This is a genomic window from Halarsenatibacter silvermanii (assembly GCF_900103135.1).
GTDB classification, from domain to species: domain Bacteria; phylum Bacillota; class Halanaerobiia; order Halanaerobiales; family Halarsenatibacteraceae; genus Halarsenatibacter; species Halarsenatibacter silvermanii.
This window is the reverse complement of sequence record NZ_FNGO01000005.1, coordinates 1-16,413: the sequence shown is the minus strand read 5'-3', so window position 1 is coordinate 16,413 and position 16,413 is coordinate 1. Positions and strand designations below refer to the sequence as shown.

At 44.9% G+C, this 16,413-nt stretch carries 17 protein-coding genes, 1 tRNA gene and 1 pseudogene; 11 read left to right on the top strand and 8 right to left on the bottom strand.

Translation table 11 applies throughout. The features are described 5' to 3' along the window. Positions 1-3 precede the first annotated feature (3 nt). From BLT15_RS03595 to BLT15_RS03565, 7 genes are all read right to left on the bottom strand, one after another. Entirely contained in the window at positions 4-1,500 is a 1,497-nt protein-coding gene (locus BLT15_RS03595; RefSeq protein WP_089758751.1) for a complex I subunit 5 family protein, read from the bottom strand. Between the two features lie 66 nt (positions 1,501-1,566). Next, complete coding sequence (locus BLT15_RS03590; RefSeq protein WP_427854142.1) at positions 1,567-1,902, bottom strand: sodium:proton antiporter; 336 nt, start codon at positions 1,900-1,902, stop codon at positions 1,567-1,569. A 3-nt stretch (positions 1,903-1,905) separates the two neighbouring features. Beyond that, positions 1,906-2,607, bottom strand: a complete 702-nt coding sequence (mbhE, locus tag BLT15_RS03585; protein WP_089758746.1) for a hydrogen gas-evolving membrane-bound hydrogenase subunit E — start codon at positions 2,605-2,607, stop codon at positions 1,906-1,908. Further along, complete coding sequence (locus BLT15_RS03580; protein WP_089758745.1) at positions 2,604-2,843, bottom strand: Na(+)/H(+) antiporter subunit B; 240 nt, start codon at positions 2,841-2,843, stop codon at positions 2,604-2,606. The genes mbhE and BLT15_RS03580 overlap by 4 nt, the downstream gene beginning before the upstream one ends. Beyond that, a complete protein-coding gene (mnhG, locus tag BLT15_RS03575; protein ID WP_268762226.1) occupies positions 2,836-3,144 on the bottom strand; it encodes a monovalent cation/H(+) antiporter subunit G in 309 nt (102 codons plus the stop codon). The genes BLT15_RS03580 and mnhG overlap by 8 nt, the downstream gene beginning before the upstream one ends. A gap of 29 nt (positions 3,145-3,173) precedes the next feature. Continuing rightward, complete coding sequence (locus BLT15_RS03570) at positions 3,174-3,449, bottom strand: MrpF/PhaF family protein (RefSeq protein ID WP_089758741.1); 276 nt, start codon at positions 3,447-3,449, stop codon at positions 3,174-3,176. A 61-nt stretch (positions 3,450-3,510) separates the two neighbouring features. After that, complete coding sequence (locus BLT15_RS03565) at positions 3,511-4,029, bottom strand: Na+/H+ antiporter subunit E (protein WP_089758740.1); 519 nt, start codon at positions 4,027-4,029, stop codon at positions 3,511-3,513. A 195-nt stretch (positions 4,030-4,224) separates the two neighbouring features. On the opposite strand from BLT15_RS03565, the gene BLT15_RS03560 reads away from it, so the two are divergent. From BLT15_RS03560 to BLT15_RS03520, 9 genes are all read left to right on the top strand, one after another. After that, positions 4,225-4,728 carry a nitroreductase family protein gene (locus BLT15_RS03560; RefSeq protein ID WP_234985489.1) on the top strand — a complete coding sequence of 168 codons (504 nt, stop codon included), beginning with the start codon at positions 4,225-4,227 and terminating at the stop codon, positions 4,726-4,728. Positions 4,729-4,821: 93 nt separating this feature from the next. Continuing rightward, positions 4,822-5,892 (top strand): AmmeMemoRadiSam system radical SAM enzyme, encoded by a 1,071-nt coding sequence (gene amrS / locus BLT15_RS03555; RefSeq protein ID WP_089758738.1) that lies wholly within the window; start codon positions 4,822-4,824, stop codon positions 5,890-5,892. Then, positions 5,846-6,772 carry a type II pantothenate kinase gene (coaW, locus tag BLT15_RS03550; protein ID WP_200769686.1) on the top strand — a complete coding sequence of 309 codons (927 nt, stop codon included), beginning with the start codon at positions 5,846-5,848 and terminating at the stop codon, positions 6,770-6,772. The genes amrS and coaW overlap by 47 nt, the downstream gene beginning before the upstream one ends. Before the next feature lie 29 nt (positions 6,773-6,801). Further along, complete coding sequence (locus tag BLT15_RS03545) at positions 6,802-9,288, top strand: ABC transporter substrate-binding protein (RefSeq protein WP_089758734.1); 2,487 nt, start codon at positions 6,802-6,804, stop codon at positions 9,286-9,288. Positions 9,289-9,314: 26 nt separating this feature from the next. Beyond that, positions 9,315-10,424, top strand: a complete 1,110-nt coding sequence (locus BLT15_RS03540; RefSeq protein ID WP_089758732.1) for an ABC transporter permease — start codon at positions 9,315-9,317, stop codon at positions 10,422-10,424. Beyond that, positions 10,424-11,758 carry an ABC transporter permease gene (locus BLT15_RS03535; protein WP_089758730.1) on the top strand — a complete coding sequence of 445 codons (1,335 nt, stop codon included), beginning with the start codon at positions 10,424-10,426 and terminating at the stop codon, positions 11,756-11,758. The genes BLT15_RS03540 and BLT15_RS03535 overlap by 1 nt, the downstream gene beginning before the upstream one ends. A gap of 21 nt (positions 11,759-11,779) precedes the next feature. Continuing rightward, positions 11,780-12,739 (top strand): oligopeptide/dipeptide ABC transporter ATP-binding protein, encoded by a 960-nt coding sequence (locus BLT15_RS03530; protein WP_089759001.1) that lies wholly within the window; start codon positions 11,780-11,782, stop codon positions 12,737-12,739. 3 nt (positions 12,740-12,742) lie between these two features. After that, positions 12,743-13,774 (top strand): ABC transporter ATP-binding protein, encoded by a 1,032-nt coding sequence (locus BLT15_RS03525; RefSeq protein ID WP_089758728.1) that lies wholly within the window; start codon positions 12,743-12,745, stop codon positions 13,772-13,774. Continuing rightward, positions 13,761-14,048 carry a hypothetical protein gene (locus tag BLT15_RS03520; RefSeq protein ID WP_089758725.1) on the top strand — a complete coding sequence of 96 codons (288 nt, stop codon included), beginning with the start codon at positions 13,761-13,763 and terminating at the stop codon, positions 14,046-14,048. Before BLT15_RS03525 ends, BLT15_RS03520 begins: the two co-directional genes overlap by 14 nt. Before the next feature lie 16 nt (positions 14,049-14,064). On the opposite strand, the gene BLT15_RS03515 is transcribed toward BLT15_RS03520, so the two are convergent. Further along, positions 14,065-14,153: transfer RNA gene (locus BLT15_RS03515), tRNA-Leu, on the bottom strand. Positions 14,154-14,359: 206 nt separating this feature from the next. Here BLT15_RS03515 and purH point away from each other — a divergent pair. Continuing rightward, complete coding sequence (gene purH / locus BLT15_RS03510) at positions 14,360-15,928, top strand: bifunctional phosphoribosylaminoimidazolecarboxamide formyltransferase/IMP cyclohydrolase (protein ID WP_159429799.1); 1,569 nt, start codon at positions 14,360-14,362, stop codon at positions 15,926-15,928. Positions 15,929-16,157: 229 nt separating this feature from the next. Further along, positions 16,158-16,413 (top strand): annotated as a pseudogene (locus tag BLT15_RS03505) (DDE transposase); the annotation flags it as partial.

The window sequence follows — 16,413 nt, the reverse complement described above, 5'->3', positions numbered from 1 at the left end:
TTATCAACCTCCCCCCAGAATTAATGTTATGAAGTTGGCCCTTTCCAGCAGAAACTGAGGGGCGCCATCTATGATATTGAGAACAATCATCGGCAGAATACCGGTGATGACACAAACTCCCCCCAGAAAAAATGGCGGCAGTTCTTCAGAAATTGTAAATTCCGGCAGCTCCAGCCTGTCAATATCAACTTCGGGACTGGTAAAAATAGATCGAATAATACCGAGATAATACCCCAGTGATATCACGCTTCCGACAATCACCATAAGCGCAGGGAAATAATATTCAGCTTCGGCTGAAGCTTCGAGAATCATCCATTTACTGACAAAGCCATTAAAAGGAGGAAGACCTACCAGGGCCAGCAAAATCAACACAAATAGCAGTGAGGTTTTGGGCATGACACCGCCGATTCCTTTGAAGTCTTCGAGTTCATAACCCCCTGATATTTTGGCCATATTTCCGGAGGCAAAAAATATCGTGCTTTTCATTATAGCGTGGTTGATAAGATGGAAACTCCCGGCTATTATGCCGGCTGCTGTTCCCAGGCCAAACGCTACCATGATATAACCAATCTGGGCAATGGTAGAATAACCCATTATGCGTTTGACATTGGACTGACGGTAAGCCACTGAATGTCCGAAGATTATGGTAACAGCTCCCCAGTAACTCATAATAGTATTCAGGGAAAATTCCTGCAAAAATTCGATGCCAAAAAATATGTAAATTACCCTCATCAGAGCAAAAAAGCAGGCTTTTATGATCAACCCGGAAGAGAGGACATTATAGGCAATCGGGGCTCCCACATAAGCATCTGGAAGCCATGTATGAAGAGGGACCATGGCAAACTTTACGCCCAGTCCAATAACGTAAAAGCTGAGCAGAGCCTGCTGTACGGTGGGATTAACTCCGGCCAGTTTATCCGGGATCAGAGCCATATTTAGAGTGCCGGTAGCCTGATAGGTCAGCACTATCGCCAGCAGCAAAAAGACCCCACTTATTGTCCCTATTATCAGATATTTATAAGCTGCTTCTATGCTGAAATGCTCATCATTAAAGGCCACCAGGCTGTAAGAACTTATCGAGGTGATTTCAAAAAATACATACAGGTTAAACAGATCAGATGTCATCACCATACCCGAAACCCCGACTATCAATATATTGAAGAGAAGAAAAAACTTGCCTCTTTTTTTGTCTATAGTTACGCTGGAATAGATAGTTACCAGCAAAACTATTACAGCCAGCAATATGAGCATAACCATGGTAAAATCATCTATTGCCAGATTAATAGCAACATCCCTGCCCCATTCTCCCAGGTTATAAACATAGGGCAGCTGATCTCTAAAAATCAGATGTGTGAGTACAAGCAAAAAATAACCAAATCCTGCAGTCAGAACAAAGGGAGTCAGCAGAGATTTTTTGAAATGATGTACAACACCACTGGCAAAACCGACGAATAAAGGTATGATTATAATCCAGATGGCCAGGTCAATTGTCGCTTCCATAGTTACCTCCTGTCTATCAACCAGATTGATATAAAAAGAACCACTCAGCGGGATTTTTTTGGGATGTCAGCCACGCAGTTCTGTAATCTCATGTATGTTAAGAGTCTGGTAATGCTCATATAATTTAATCACCAAAGCGAGCATAATAGCAGTCGTACTTGCATTTATAACGATAGCTGTTAGAGCCAGGGCGTGAGGCAGAGGGTCAACAACCACCTCATAACTCTGGTCGAGAACAGGTGCGGTACCTTCGGGCACATAGGCCATGACACCCAGCAGCAGTATTATCGAAGATTCTATAATGCTAATACCCACAACTATTTTAATCATGTTGCTTCTTGTCAAAACAGTGTATAAACCCATGCAGATGAGCAGGGTGACAACAAAATATACCGGTAACAACATTCATTCCTCCTTTGCCAGCGCGATAAATATTATACTCAATCCTGCTCCAACCTTGGCACCAACGGCCAGATTGGCCAGGGGCATGATTCCGGCACTCAATAATTCACCCGGGTTGCCCAGGTAAAAACCTGCCTGAGCACTGGAGAAAAAATGACTGCTCATAGCTATTCCTGCGATACCCAGAAGCAAAAGGGCCAGAGCGCCTAAATCCTCGACCAGAGAAAGGCCTTCAATAGTTATTCTTCTCTCCATGTAAAGAAAACCATAGGTGAAGATGATGCATATAACGGCAGCGCTAATGACGACTCCTCCGGTAAAACCGCCTCCCGGCGAGAGATGGCCGTTGAATATAAGGTGCAGACTTATAAGGAAGAAAAATGGGAGTACGAGAGCAATAGTTCGATGCACAATTGCTGTGAATTCAGTGCGGAGCATGGCTGTGTGTTTTTTAGGAATAAGCATGGCAACAGCCGAGGCTGCCGTGAATATTACAGTTGCCTCACCGAGGGTATCAAAAGCTCTGTAATCAAAAAGCACGGCTGTCACAAGATTTATGGCGCCAGTTTCCTCTACCCCGCCATCCACATAATAATTTGCCAGAAAGCTTTCTATTTCGATATTGTTTATGTAATAAAAAGTTGTCATTATGACGATTCCCAGCGCCGATACTAAAATCAAGCTGGTGATTTTGTGTTTGTTCATTCTGCTCCCCCCGTTTTGCTGATGGTGATAATAAAAAAGCTGGTCATAATTCCAGCAGAAATTACTGCCTCTGCCAGAGCTACATCGGGAGCCTGGAGAGCGATGAGTATCACCACCAGCAGACCGCTAAATATACTCAAAGTTACCACTGAATTGAGCAGATTCCTGGAAAACAAAGCATATCCAGCAGCCATGACCAGCAGCAGCAGCAGAAAATAAAAGATAAGATCATTCATTGTGATTGCCCCTCTCACTGAGATCATCGACAATTATATTATCCGGTATAACTCCGATCTGGTAAGCAGATTTTGTCAGGGCATGAGATACAACAGGGTTGGTAATCAGCAAAAATATTATTAGTACGATTAAACGAAAGGTTACCGGAGAATAACCCTCTTTAAATATAAAGGCCAGCAGCAGAGATACGCCCCCACCCACCAGACATTTTGAGCTGGCATGCATCCTGCTGTAAAAATCCGGAAATTTAACCAGAGCTACACCGGTGGCCAGAAAGAATAATGCTCCGCTGAAGGTCAGAATGTAATATAATGCCGTGGTAAGCGGGTTTAAGAATCCGATTCCGACTCCCTCCTTTTTTTGGGACTGCCGAAGTATTTAGCCATAACGAGTATATCGATGAAAAGCAGCAGTCCGTAAACCAGAGCAACATCGAGATATATTTCTCGGGAGAAGAAAACACCCATAATAACCAATATGATCAGCATCATAATACCGATTGCGCTGACTGCAGCTATCCGATCGAGCACCGAAGGACCTTTTATCACTCGATAAAATGAAATGGTGGCTGATAATAAAATCAAAAAAATGATTAATTCTAACATTATAAAAATACCTCTCCCAGAATTATTTTCGAGCAGATTTTTTCTTGATCATAAAAAAATTTCAACCGAATATCCGGTTTATCCAGGGCTCAAAGGCACCGATGATGATCTCTCTCATCTCTTCCCTATCATGAGTTGTCACCTGAATCCAGTGTATGTAATAATGATTTCCCTCGTCATCGTAATCAAGCGTTATTGTGCCGGGAGTGAGTGTGATCAAATTAGCAAGCATGCTCACAGCTGAAACAGTAGGAGCATCAGTTTTTATTCTAACAATCCCGGGAGATATTTTAGAAGGAAAGAAGATGAGTTTTAAAACCTGGAGAGAAGCCTTATAAGCCTGGAAGATAAAAACGGGAACAAATAAAATCACAAGAATGAGTTTACGCATATACCCCAAAAAACCGATCGGCCTAACCGGCTGATGAAGCAAATAATTTAGAAAAAATAAAACAGTGACAAAACTGACAGCAGCACCCAGAATAAGATTATAGATGGAAAAGTTGCCGCTGAGCAGGAACCAGAAAGCCAAAACCAGAAAAAATGCAAAAATAGCTCTCGGCCTGTACATCCTGTACATAATTAATGCTCCTTTTTCAGTTCCTTTTAATTTTAGGAATCTTAAATTAGCGCAAAGAGGGTATTGTTAATTATGTAACTACTGCTTATTATATCAAACTGATTTTGTACTTTCAATATTTAACCGGCTCGGCAGGAAATCTGTTATCGGTGTTCAATTTATTAATAAGCAATAAAATAAAGGGGGTTTCTCGTTGTGGATTTTGAGAAAGTGCTCTTCCAGAGAAGAAGCATAAGAAGTTATGAGGACGGAGAGGTCGACAAAAGTTCAGTAGACGAAATGATAAAAGCTGCCAAATCAGCTCCTTCAGCCAATAACAGGCAGCCCTGGCATTTTGTTGTCATCAGGTCAGACGAGATCATGGAAAAAATCATGAAGATCCATCCTCATTCTTATATGCTGGAAGATGCGCAGCTGGCCATCTCCGTATGTGGTGATAGAAAGAAAGGTGATACTTACTGGGTTCAGGATTGCTCGGCGGCCACTCAGAATTTGCTTTTAATGGCCGAAAATTTGGGTCTGGGTGCAGTCTGGCTGGGCGTATATCCCCGCCGGGAAAGGATCGAAGGCATAGCAGATTTATTAAATCTGCCCGATCATATTGTTCCTCTCAACGTTATCTCCATCGGATATCCGGCCCGAGAAAGCGGAGAAGTTGACCGATTTGACGAAAAAAAAGTGCATTACGAGGAATGGTGATAGATTTATCCTGCGAATAACAGGGCTATTAATTTCATAGAAACTTTAAACACAAAATTCCAGTGGTATTATATTCCTGGGGGGCAGAGCGGGATGAAAGAAAAAGATAATGTGTCTGACGGCATATCCGGATGTGCTTATAAAGAGGCGGAAAATGAGGCCTGTTATTATGAAATGCTGGCTGAGAACAGGGTGCGCTGTCAGCTTTGTTTTAGAGAATGTTTAATTGAAGAGGGCAGCAGAGGATTTTGCCGTACCCGCGAAAACAGGAGCGGCAAATTGATCTGTGCCAACTACAATCGGCCGGCTGTTATCAATACCGATCCCGTAGAAAAAGAACCCCTGTATCATTTTAAACCGGGATCCGGGATGATTTCTGTGGGCTGTATAGGATGTAATTTTCACTGTTCATTCTGTCATAACTGGCATCTTTCCCAGAAAGATCCTGTCAGAGTTCAGGAGGTTACCAGAATTCGGCCCGGTGATCTGGTGGAAAAGGTCAGAGAAGAAGGTCTGGAGATCATATCTTTCACATATAATGAACCGATCATAAACTATGAGTATCTAATAGACACCGCTGGCCTGGCTCAAAAGCAAAATATCAAAACTATCGTTCATACCAACGGAGCAATAAAAAAGCCCCCTCTCAGACAGCTTTTGAAATATATTGATGGTCTAATTGTCGATTTTAAAGGTTTCAGCGAAAAAGCTTACAGCGATTGTGCCCGGGGAAAGCTCAGGCCAGTGCAGGAAACTGTCAGGAATGTTATAGAAGCAGAAGATGAGATCTGGATGGAAATAATTTATCTGGTCATACCCGAAATTAATGACAGTTTGGAAGAAGTAAAAGATATGGCCGCCTGGCTGGTTGAAAACTCCGGACAGGAGGTGCCGCTGCATCTAAACAGGGCCATGCCGGCCTATCAGCAAGAAAATTTGGAACCGGTTTCTGTGGACAGGCTGGAAAAAATGAGAGAGACGGTCCTGGATATAGGCCTTAATTACGTTTATATAGGAAATGTATCTGGTCATGATGCTAATTCAACTTTTTGCCCCGGCTGTGATAACCTGCTTATCAGCCGACGCCAGCATCAGATTTTTGAAAAAAGACTTGCAGATGGAAACTGTTCTGAATGTGGAAGGGAAATCGAAGGCTGCTGGTAAAGCAGAGAAATATGATAGAACAGGAGAGGGACATCAATCAATTTTTTGGGAGGCGAAGACATTGATACTGGGAATTGACATAGGCGGCAGCACAACGGACATAATAGGCTTTAAGGATGATGAGGTCTGCGGTTTTTTAAATGTGGAAGCCAGCGATCCCCTGACGTCTGCTGCCGGAGCGCTGGGAAAATACATCAATAAACATGATTTAAGCCTTGAAAGCATTGATCATGTGGCAATCACCGGCGTAGGAGCTTCCTATGTAAATAAAGACCTGTTTCATCTGGAGACCAGGAGAATCGACGAATTTCAGGCGGTTGGATCAGGTGGGGCATATTTAACCTCCCTGGAAAGAGCTGTAATTGTAAGCCTGGGAACTGGAACTGCCATAGTTCATTATGACAGAGGTGAAATTAAGCATCTCGGCGGCACCGGCGTGGGAGGAGGAACTCTGGTCGGTCTGGGAGATGCCATAATGGGTACAGACGATTATGAAAAACTGATAGAGCTGGCAGAGAAGGGAGATCTATCACAGGTGGACCTCACTGTCGGTGATATAACCATGGATAACATAACAGGTCTAAATAAAAATATAACCGCCTCAAATTTTGGCAATCTAAAAAAAGATGCCGATGATGAAGATTATGCTCTGGGTATCATCAATCTGGTCTATCAAACTGTAGGAATGATGGCTGTTTTTGCTGCTCGCAATATGGAATTGAATGATGTTGTTTTGACCGGCAAGCTTGCCCAGATGAAGATAGGCCGGGAAGTTTTGAAGATGTTAAAACAGACCAAACTATCACCGGTTGAATTTCACTTTCCGGAGAAAGCTGAATTTTCAACGGCTATCGGAGCCGCCATATCCAGCACCGATTGAGTGCAAATTATACAGGGGTGTGAAAATGCATGGATAAAAATTATCGCTCGATAATTATTATGCTGATATTAGCAGCTTTATTATTTTCCGCTGTTCCGGAAGCCAGGGCGCAAGAAGAGGTGCCGCAGGGAGGATGGCTTGATTCTATCCTGGCCACAGAAATTGAAGATCCTGCCGAGGCTATAACCCGGCTGAGAGATGGAGAAATAGATATATTTGCCCAGGCTTTATCACGATCGGATCTAAAAGAAAGAGTGCAGGAAGCTGAAGAGCTCGATTATATCGAAAATTATGGGTCCTATGAAGAGCTGACTTTAAATCCGGCAGGAACTCCCGAAGAACCCTATTTTGAGGCCACCGGCGAGTTAAATCCTTTCGCCCGGCCTCGTTTTCGCGAGGCCCTAAACTGGCTGGTGGACCGTGAGTATATAGTCGATGAAATTTACGGAGGACTGGCTGAATCAAAATACACGATGCTGGGCACTGCTTTTATGGATTATTCCCGCCACATTTCCACCCAGCGGGAGATAGAGGTTGAATACAGTCATGATCCCGATAGGGCCTCGGAGAGAATAGAGGAAGAGATGCTTGCTATGGGAGCGGAAAAAGTCGAAGGAGACTGGCATTATCAGGGGGAGCCGGTGACCTTAACCGGTCTGATAAGGACGGAAGATGAAAGGCATGAGATCGGAGATTATACTGCCAATTTGCTGGAGGATGAAGGTTTTGAGGTGGAACGCAGGTACGTTACATCAGATGAAGCATCGCCTATATGGATGACAGGTAATCCCCATGCCGGAGAGTGGAGTTTTTATACCGGAGCCTGGATCAGCACAGTTGTCAGCCGGGATGAAGGTGCTGATTTTGATTTTTTCTTCACCGATCGGGGTCTGGGAACTCCTCTTTATCAGGAATACGATCCTCCGGAAGAACTGGATGAGGCCTATCTTCGCCTGAGTCAGAGGGATTTCAGCTCACTGGAAGAAAGAGAAAAGTTATTCGAAAAAGCATTATGGGGTTCGATGAGTAACGCCAAGCGGATCTGGCTTACTGACAGTATATCTTTCAGTCCTCTGCGCGAGGAGATTCAGCTGGTGCATGATTATGCCGGCGGGCTTTCGGGTGCCTGGCTCTGGGCTCATACTCTAAAAAGCGAGGATAGTCCAGGGGGAACAGTGGAGGTCTCACAGCCTTCTATTTTGACCCAGCCCTGGAATCCTACCGACGGCAGCAACTGGATTTTTGATATGATGCTGATAAGGGCCACCTCTGAAGGAGGGTATACTGTAGATCCCTATACCGGTCTGCATTACCCCAAAAACTTTTCCGAGGCCGAGGTTTATATACAGGAAGATTTGCCCGTAGAACAAAATCTGGATTGGGTAGATTTGGAAAGAGTAAAGCCGGAGGATAATCAGGTTCCCGAAGATGCCTGGTATGAATGGGACGCAGAGGAAGAGCGATTTATAACAGCGGGTGAGGAATTTGAAGAGCTGCCCCGGGCTAAAAGAAGAGTGCGCACCAAATATCCCGGGGACACTGATATATACTGGCATGACGGCAGCGAATTTTCGGCGGCAGATGTCGTCTGGAATTTTATAGAGCTTGCTGATCGGGCCTCTGAGGAAAGCGATATTTATGATGAATCCAAAGTAACTGACTATCAGAGTTTCATGGACACCTTTTTGGGATTTAAAATTGTTGAAGAAGATCCCCTGATAATAGATTATTATTCAGATCTTTATTATCTCGACGCTGAATTGTACATTCCTTCCGGTTTTCCTCTCTGGAATCAGGGTTCCGGGGCCTGGCATAACATGAACGCTGCTTTTAGAGCAGAAGCCGAGGAGCTGATCGCTCACACTTCAGCAAAAGCTGATGCCCTGGAAATCGAGCATGCTAACTATGTAGGAGGCCCCAGCCTCGAATATATCAAAGAACAGCTGGAATGGATGAAGGATGATAACTATATACCTTATGAGAATACTCTGGGAGAATTTATAGATGAAAAAGAGGCTGAAAGGCGTTATGAAAATCTGCACAATTGGTATGAAGATAAAGGTCATTTCTGGATTGGCACAGGTCCTTATTATCTCGAGGCAGCTCATCCGGTGGAGGGTATGGTGGAGCTGGAAAGATTTGAGGATTATCCTTATCGAGCGGATAGATGGGAGTTTTTCGAAGAACCGATGGTTCCTCGAATTGAAATTTCAGCCCCGGATATGGTCGATATCGGTGAGGCGGCAGAATTTGAGCTGGAATTAACTCATGAAGACTCTCCCTATCCGGCAGAGGAACTCAGGGAAATGACCTATCTATTGTTTGATGAGAGAGATAATCTGGTGGCAGAAGGAGATCACTTCACAGAGATAGAACCGGGCAGGTGGGAGCTGGAAATACCGGCAGAAAAAACAGATGAACTGATAACAGGCTCGAGCCGACTTGAGGTCGTTGTTTCCACCTATGAGATAGCCTCACCCGTAATCAGCAGGCTGGAATTTGTGAGTGTGGAATAAATGATGACAAGTGGAGGGATAAATCAGTGAAGGAGGAATCGCAAAAAGCCGGGAGCGAAATTTCCCGGATTGGCAGATATCTCCTGCTGCGCCTTGCGATTCTGCTGGTGACAGCAGTGGTGGGAGTATATATTTTGATCCTGGTTGCCAATATGGGAGGGGCAGTTGATGATATTCGCGAGGCTCAGATAAGAGAACAGGTCGGCCAGCAGATGCGTGCTATGTCCGATGAAATGGCTGACTGGTCAGCCGAACGCAGGAGAGAATTTGAGGAGCAGCTGGTAGAACGGGAAAGGCAGCGGTTGGGGCTGGATGAACCATTCATTATAAGGAGTTTTTATTACCTCAGAGACGCTGTCACTCTGGATCTGGGCAGAGCTGAGCAGCTGACCAGCGATGCCGGCTCACGCAGAGTGAGATTGATAATACTGGAAAGACTTCCTCCCACCCTGCTTTTAATGGGATCGTCTTTTCTTTTGTTATTTTTCTCATCAATATTCATTTCTCTGATTTTGTCCAGAAAATACGGCAGCCTGGTCGACAGGATTCTAATAGTTCTGGCCCCGACTTCGGCAGCCCCCAGCTGGTTTTACGGGATTTTTCTTATCCTGATCTTTGCAGCAGTTCTTGGGGTTTTGCCCTACGGAGGCATGGTAGATGCACCGCCGCCTCAAAAAACGGGGGCTTATGTGCTGAGCGTGCTGCGCCATCTGATCCTTCCGGTAATGGCCAGTGTGATGTCGATGTTTTTTATCAGCATCTATCAATATCGCACCTTTTTTCTTATTTATTCGCAGGAGGATTATGTGCAGATAGGCAAAGCTAAAGGTCTTCCCGACCGCGAGCTGGAGAGAAAATATATCCTTCGACCTACTATACCTCCTATCCTAACAAACTTCATGATGGCCGTGATCGGTCTATTCATGGGTAATGTTCTGCTGGAGCAGGTATTTAATTGGCCGGGGTTGGGCAGGATGATTTATGAAGCTATCGGGCTTTTTGATGTTCCGGTAGTTGTAGGAGCTATGGTAATTTATGCCTATCTGCTGGCTCTCACTCTTTTTCTTCTGGATATTCTTTACGCCGTGTTAGATCCCCGGGTGAGGGTAGGATCTGAATCAGGAGGGATTGGCTGATGCAGAGATTGAAACAGCAGCTAAAAGAGATTAAAGAATATCCCTCCGCTATGGTCGGGCTGGCACTGATTTTATTATTGATTCTGATATCTATTGCTGTGGTTATTTTTATTCCCTATGAAGAGGCTGTCCTCCTCTGGAGGGGAGGAGATGTCTGGCAGGAAACACCGCGGCGGGCGAGGCCAATATATTATGACTGGTTTTCAGCGGAGGATATTCCCCGAACCGATACAATCGATACCAGAGAAAATCCCGAGTTCAAAAGCAGGGAAGATATCGAGGGTGCAGCGGAGTTCATGATAGAAATACCTTATGATTATCAATATGATGGCTTCCCGAGCGAGTTGAGTCTCTTTTTTACAGCCGATTATGAAGAAACCCGACCGCACGTAAATGTAGCCTGGGAAACACCGGACGGCCGCAGTTATAAAACCGACAGTTTTTCTATCGGAGATGAATACAATTTCAGACTCAGCAGCGCTGGTGAACTGGAGGAAAAATTCGATTATTCGCCCCGCCTCGGACTCTTTCTGGACCGGGAAGCAGATACTCCGGAGCCGCTCAAAGGTGAGTATACTCTGAGAATCAGTGGTTATCTCTTCGAAGAGGAGGCGGAGATAGAAGCGAAAATGGTATCTTATGGTCAGGTGCATGGGTTATTTGGAACCGATCATCGCAGGCGCGAGCTGAAGATAGGGCTGCTCTGGGGGCTGCCTGTGGCGCTGGTCTTTGGAGCGGCGATAGCTGTAGGTGCCAATGTATCAACTCTGCTGGTGGCTGCTGTGGCGACCTGGTTTAGAAGCTGGCCTGACTGGATCTGTCAGAGATTAACCCAGGTCAATCTCGTAATTTCTAATCTTGTCTTATTGATTCTGGTGGGTATGCTATATTCCCGCAGCCTATGGGTAATGGGCGGCATATTGATTTTAAAAGGTGTGTTTAGCTCCTATTATTTCACCTATCGCTCCATGTTTCTTTCAATCAAAGAAGAACCCTATATTGAGGCAGGTTTATCCTATGGCTCCAGTCAGAAAAGGCTGATATTTTTATATATGGTTCCCAAAGTTATACCTTTTTTGATCCCTCAATTTATAACGGCTATTCCCACCTATGTATTTCTGGAAGCCACTCTGGCCATGCTGGGATTGGGAGATCCGGTCCTGCCCACACTGGGCAAAGTGCTCAACGATGCCTTTAGCGAAGGAGCTCTCTATCTCGGGGAGTATTACTGGGTTTTACAGCCTGCGGCCCTGTTGATGATTATCGGTTTGAGTTTTGCACTGACCGGTTTTGCTCTGGACAGAATTATGAATCCCAGATTGAGGGAGGAATAGCTGGTGAATTGGGAAAAGGACATGATACTGGAAGTAAAAGATCTCTTTCTTTATTACAAGACCGGAGAGGGGATTGTGCAGGCGGTTGATGGAGTGAGTTTTTCTCTGGAAAAGGGCAAAAGTATGGTGATAGTGGGGGAATCCGGGTGTGGTAAAACCTCTCTGGGTTCTGCAATTCTGAGACTTCTGCCCAAAAATGTTGAACTTTATAAGGGTGTATGCAGATTAAAGGGCGAGAATATTATGGGCTATAACGATGAAAAGTTCCGCCGGGAGGTGCGCTGGATAAGAGCTGCTCTGGTTCCTCAGGGGGCCATGAACGCTTTAAATCCAGTGGTCAGCATATTTGACCAGGTTGCTGAGCCCCTGTTTGTCCACGAGCTGGCAGAAGATCGTCAGGAGGCCAGAGAAAAGGTGGAGGAGACTTTTGATCTGGTGGGAATACCCGCAGATTTTTTGAGCAGATATCCCTTTGAGCTCAGTGGAGGCATGAAACAGAGGGTAGCGCTGGCCATGTCTCTTATTACCGATCCGGATATTATAATTATGGATGAACCCACTTCGGCTCTGGATATGCTCACTCAGGCCAATATAATGAATGTTTTAACCGAGATTAAAAACAGAATTGATATAAGTTTTATTCTCATCACCCATGATGTCAGCACCTCCAGTGAGATAGCCGACATGGCAGCTGTTATGTACGCCGGGCAGATAGTCGAATTTACCGATTCTCAAAACTTTTTTGATACCCCCCGACATCCTTATTCGAAAAGCCTTATGGAAAGCGTTCCCACTCTCAAAGCTGATGATGATTCTCTCGGTTATATACCCGGCCAGCCTCCCAGTCTTTTAAATCCTCCTGCCGGCTGTCGGTTTTTAGAAAGGTGTCCGCGGTCGTTTGCAGCCTGCAGCGAAGAACCCTTTGTGTTTAAGCCCGAAAAAAATCATTTTGTCAGATGCTGGCTGTATGAGGAGTGTTGATGAATGACTGAACTCAGAAAACAGACGGATAAACAAACCGTGCTGGAAGTTGAAGATCTTCACACCTATTTTGAAATAAAAAAATGGGGGTTTTTGCACGAGGGATATGTCAGGGCTGTTGATGGTGTCGATCTGGAGATAGAAGAAGGGGAAAGCGTTTCTCTGGTAGGAGAATCGGGCTGCGGCAAAAGCAGTCTGGCCAAAACTATTCTCGGCATTCACAGTCCCAGAGAAGGAAAAATAAAATTCAGAGGTAAAATTTTAGATTTTGACGATGAAGAAATCATGAAATCCTATCAGGGAAAAACGGGTTTTGTTCAGCAGGATCCCTATAGTGCTCTGCCCCCTTTTATGAGCATACAGCGCATACTCGAGGAGCCTATGATAGTCAATGGAATAAAGGATAGGAGTGAAAGAATATCCAGGATAGAAAGAGTCATGCAGGAGCTAAAATTGACTCCTACCGGGGATTATCTGGGGAAATTCCCCCATATGTTGAGCGGGGGGCAGCAGCAGCGGGTGGTGCTGGCTCGTTCGCTGGTTTTAAATCCTGATCTTCTGCTGGCTGATGAGCCGGTGTCGATGCTTGATGCTTCGGTCAGGGTTGAAATTCTGGAATTGATAGAGAAGATACAGAAAGAACGCGATCTGGCTGTAATTTATATAACACATGATCTTTCAACCGTCAGGTATTTTTCCAGCAGGATATTAGTTATGTATGGAGGCATGATCGTGGAAAAATCTCCAGTTGTAAAGCTGCTCAAAAACCCGGCTCATCCTTATACCATGGCACTTTTGGAGGCTATATCTGAACCTGATGCTGCCAACGCTGAGAGATTAAAAGAAGTGCCGCCGGGAGAACCTCCCAGTCTGATGGACCCTCCGGCAGGCTGCAGATTTCATCCTCGCTGCCGGTATCTCATAGATGAAGTCTGCCGTACAGAAATACCACCGGAATTTGAGATATCACAGGAGCGCAGTGTATCCTGCTGGCTCTATAGAGAAGGGAGGCAGCCGGAAGATGTTGAACTATAAATTGAAATATATTCTGCTGCTGGCATCATTTTTGATGATATCAGGGTGGCTTTTGGCTTTAGGTATGGTGATCAGCCTGATGAACTCAACCTTTTTGAAAAATTTCATCAGTTTTACGCTGATGACCGCTGGATTTCTTGTCGGGATGGTGGGAGTTATGAGAGGATGGAAGGCTGGTAAAAGCCAGAAAGATCTCGATGAATTAAAAGAGAAGTTGATATTAGGAGAAGAATCGGTTGAGAGTGGAAGTGAAGAATACAATCCTTACAGTTAGAAAAACAAAATAAAAATGGTGCCGAGGGTGGGATTCGAACCCACACAGGCAATACTGCCCACAGCGCCCTCAACGCTGCGCGTCTGCCAGTTCCGCCACCTCGGCATTACAAATACAATTATACCATAAAATTCATGGCTGTCAACATATTAGGCGAAAAATTTTACGTTTGAATTATCACAGCCGCCAAAAAGTTATATCATATCACAGTATAAAGGAATATTATATTTGATCGGGAATAAAATAATATAGACTAAACAATTTCAACTTTATCAATATAATCGTTTGTAAAGGCTGGAGGAATGATAATTTTGACTGAAATTAGCAGAGCATTGGTGAGTGTCTGGGATAAGAGCGGGCTGGCTGAATTGGCTGGTGCGCTGACTGAGAATGATGTAGAATTGATCGCTACTGGAGGGACTGCAGATCATCTGGAAGAGGAAGGATTTCAGGTGACCCGGGTTGTGGAATATACCGGCAGTCCCGAACTGCTCTCCGGGCGGGTTAAAACACTGCACCCCCGGCTTTTTGCTGGAATTTTAGCTCGCAGAGAAGAAGAGGAGGATATGAAAGACCTGCAGGATGAGAACATAGCTCCCATAGACCTTGTCGTATGTAATCTCTATCCTTTTTTCGAACAGATCGAATCCGACCCCACAGATACCGCTCAGGCAGCCGAGATGATCGATATTGGCGGTATAAGTTTAATCCGGGCGGCTGCTAAAAATTATCAGGATGTTACAGTTTTACCGGAACCCTCCTGTTATCAGAGATTTATAGACGAGCTTGAAAAAGGGGGGCCAGACGAGTCTCTGCGAAAGGACATGGCTCAAAAAGCTTTTCAAATATCCACTCATTATGATGCCGGCATATCCAGGGATTTTCCCGCCTGGTCTAATGAAGATGATGAGATGTCTGATTTTGTTTTTATCTCCGGAAAAAAACAAAAAGACCTCAGATACGGTGAAAATCCCCATCAGGAGGCTGCTCTTTTTGCTTCCGGTCGGAAAGAAGATTTTGCTCGAGGGGCAAATCTGCTCAATGCCGAACAGCTCAACGGGCAGGAGTTGTCTTATAATAATATGAAGGATGCAGCCGCTGCTCTGTCAGTGATTCAGGAGTTTCCGGAGAGGGCTGCTGCTGCGATTATCAAACACACAAATCCCTGCGGGCTGGCAGCAGCCAGCTCATCTGTGGTGGCTTTCAGGAGAGCATATGCTGGAGATCCTCAATCGGCCTATGGGGGTATAGCAGGTATCAACAGACAGATCACTGAATCTGTGGCCCGGGAGATGTCCGGAGGCAGAAAATTTTTGGAAGTGGTTGTAGCTCCGGAGTTTACCGCCGGAGCGGTGGAAATTCTCAGTGATCGCTGGGAGGATATCCGTCTGCTGGAGCTGGAAGAATTTGCTGAAAAAGGTCCTGATCTTGACATCTCCATTATACCCGGGGGATTTTTGGTTCAGGAAAAGGATGAAAAACGATTAGACGCGGATGATCTCGAGGTTGTGGTGGGAGAAGATCTCGATGAGGAAGAAATCGATGAGTTATTGTTTTCCTGGAGAGCAGTCAAGCACGTCAAATCGAACGCGATTGTTCTGGCCCGGGATGATGCCGTTGTAGGTGTTGGAGCAGGACAGATGAGCCGCATAGATGCACTTCATATGGCCGGCAGAAAAGCTTCCGGCAGACAGCGAGGGGGAGTGCTGGCCTCGGATGCTTTCTTTCCTTTTCCCGATGCGGTTCAGGAGGCCGATGAACTGGGCATTAAAACTATAATTCAGCCCGGAGGCTCGGTAAGGGATGAAGAAATTAAAAAAGCCTGCAAAAAAGCCGGCATCAGGATGGTCTTCACCGGAACCAGACATTTTCTGCATTGAATAAGAGCTTTTTTTCGATAGAAATGAGCTATGGCATGAAGGGGAAAAGCCGAGGCAGTAAAATCAATTTACCCCAGAAGTAGTGGAATATAGGGTGATTAGAGAAGGATAAAGTAGATAGCAAAAACATTGACCCCAAACAAATAAGTAAGGGGTGAAATTCCTCCTAATTCTTGATATAATGGTAATGAGCGAAATCACCAAAACAGAAAAGGAGGAATTTCACCCTATGGCTATTATACCAAATAAAAGACTATTTGGCTACCGTGAATGTGAAGATTTGGGAGATTTAGCAAGACTAAAACTGGTGATGGAGATTTTACCTGACGAAAAGCTGATGAGGCATCTTGAAAGAAAGAGAAAACACGGCAGGAACGATAATCCCATCAGAGGAATGTGGAATTCAATTCTGGCAGGAATAGTATTTGAACACGAATCTATTGAGAGTTTAAGAAGAGAGCTTCAAAGGAACGGACAGCTAAGAT

Excerpts from the sequence above, each read along its gene's own strand:
- BLT15_RS03535 (WP_089758730.1), top strand. The coding sequence starts at position 10,424 with ATGCAGAGATTGAAACAGCAGCTAAAAGAGATTAAAGAATATCCCTCC.
- BLT15_RS03530 (WP_089759001.1), top strand. The coding sequence starts at position 11,780 with ATGATACTGGAAGTAAAAGATCTCTTTCTTTATTACAAGACCGGAGAG.
- BLT15_RS03580 (WP_089758745.1), bottom strand. The coding sequence starts at position 2,843 with ATGAATGATCTTATCTTTTATTTTCTGCTGCTGCTGCTGGTCATGGCT.
- amrS (WP_089758738.1), top strand. The coding sequence starts at position 4,822 with ATGAAAGAAAAAGATAATGTGTCTGACGGCATATCCGGATGTGCTTAT.
- BLT15_RS03565 (WP_089758740.1), bottom strand. The coding sequence starts at position 4,029 with ATGTACAGGATGTACAGGCCGAGAGCTATTTTTGCATTTTTTCTGGTT.
- BLT15_RS03525 (WP_089758728.1), top strand. The coding sequence starts at position 12,743 with ATGACTGAACTCAGAAAACAGACGGATAAACAAACCGTGCTGGAAGTT.
- coaW (WP_200769686.1), top strand. The coding sequence starts at position 5,846 with ATGGAAACTGTTCTGAATGTGGAAGGGAAATCGAAGGCTGCTGGTAAA.
- BLT15_RS03570 (WP_089758741.1), bottom strand. The coding sequence starts at position 3,449 with ATGTTAGAATTAATCATTTTTTTGATTTTATTATCAGCCACCATTTCA.
- mbhE (WP_089758746.1), bottom strand. The coding sequence starts at position 2,607 with ATGAACAAACACAAAATCACCAGCTTGATTTTAGTATCGGCGCTGGGA.
- BLT15_RS03595 (WP_089758751.1), bottom strand. The coding sequence starts at position 1,500 with ATGGAAGCGACAATTGACCTGGCCATCTGGATTATAATCATACCTTTA.
- BLT15_RS03520 (WP_089758725.1), top strand. The coding sequence starts at position 13,761 with ATGTTGAACTATAAATTGAAATATATTCTGCTGCTGGCATCATTTTTG.
- BLT15_RS03545 (WP_089758734.1), top strand. The coding sequence starts at position 6,802 with ATGGATAAAAATTATCGCTCGATAATTATTATGCTGATATTAGCAGCT.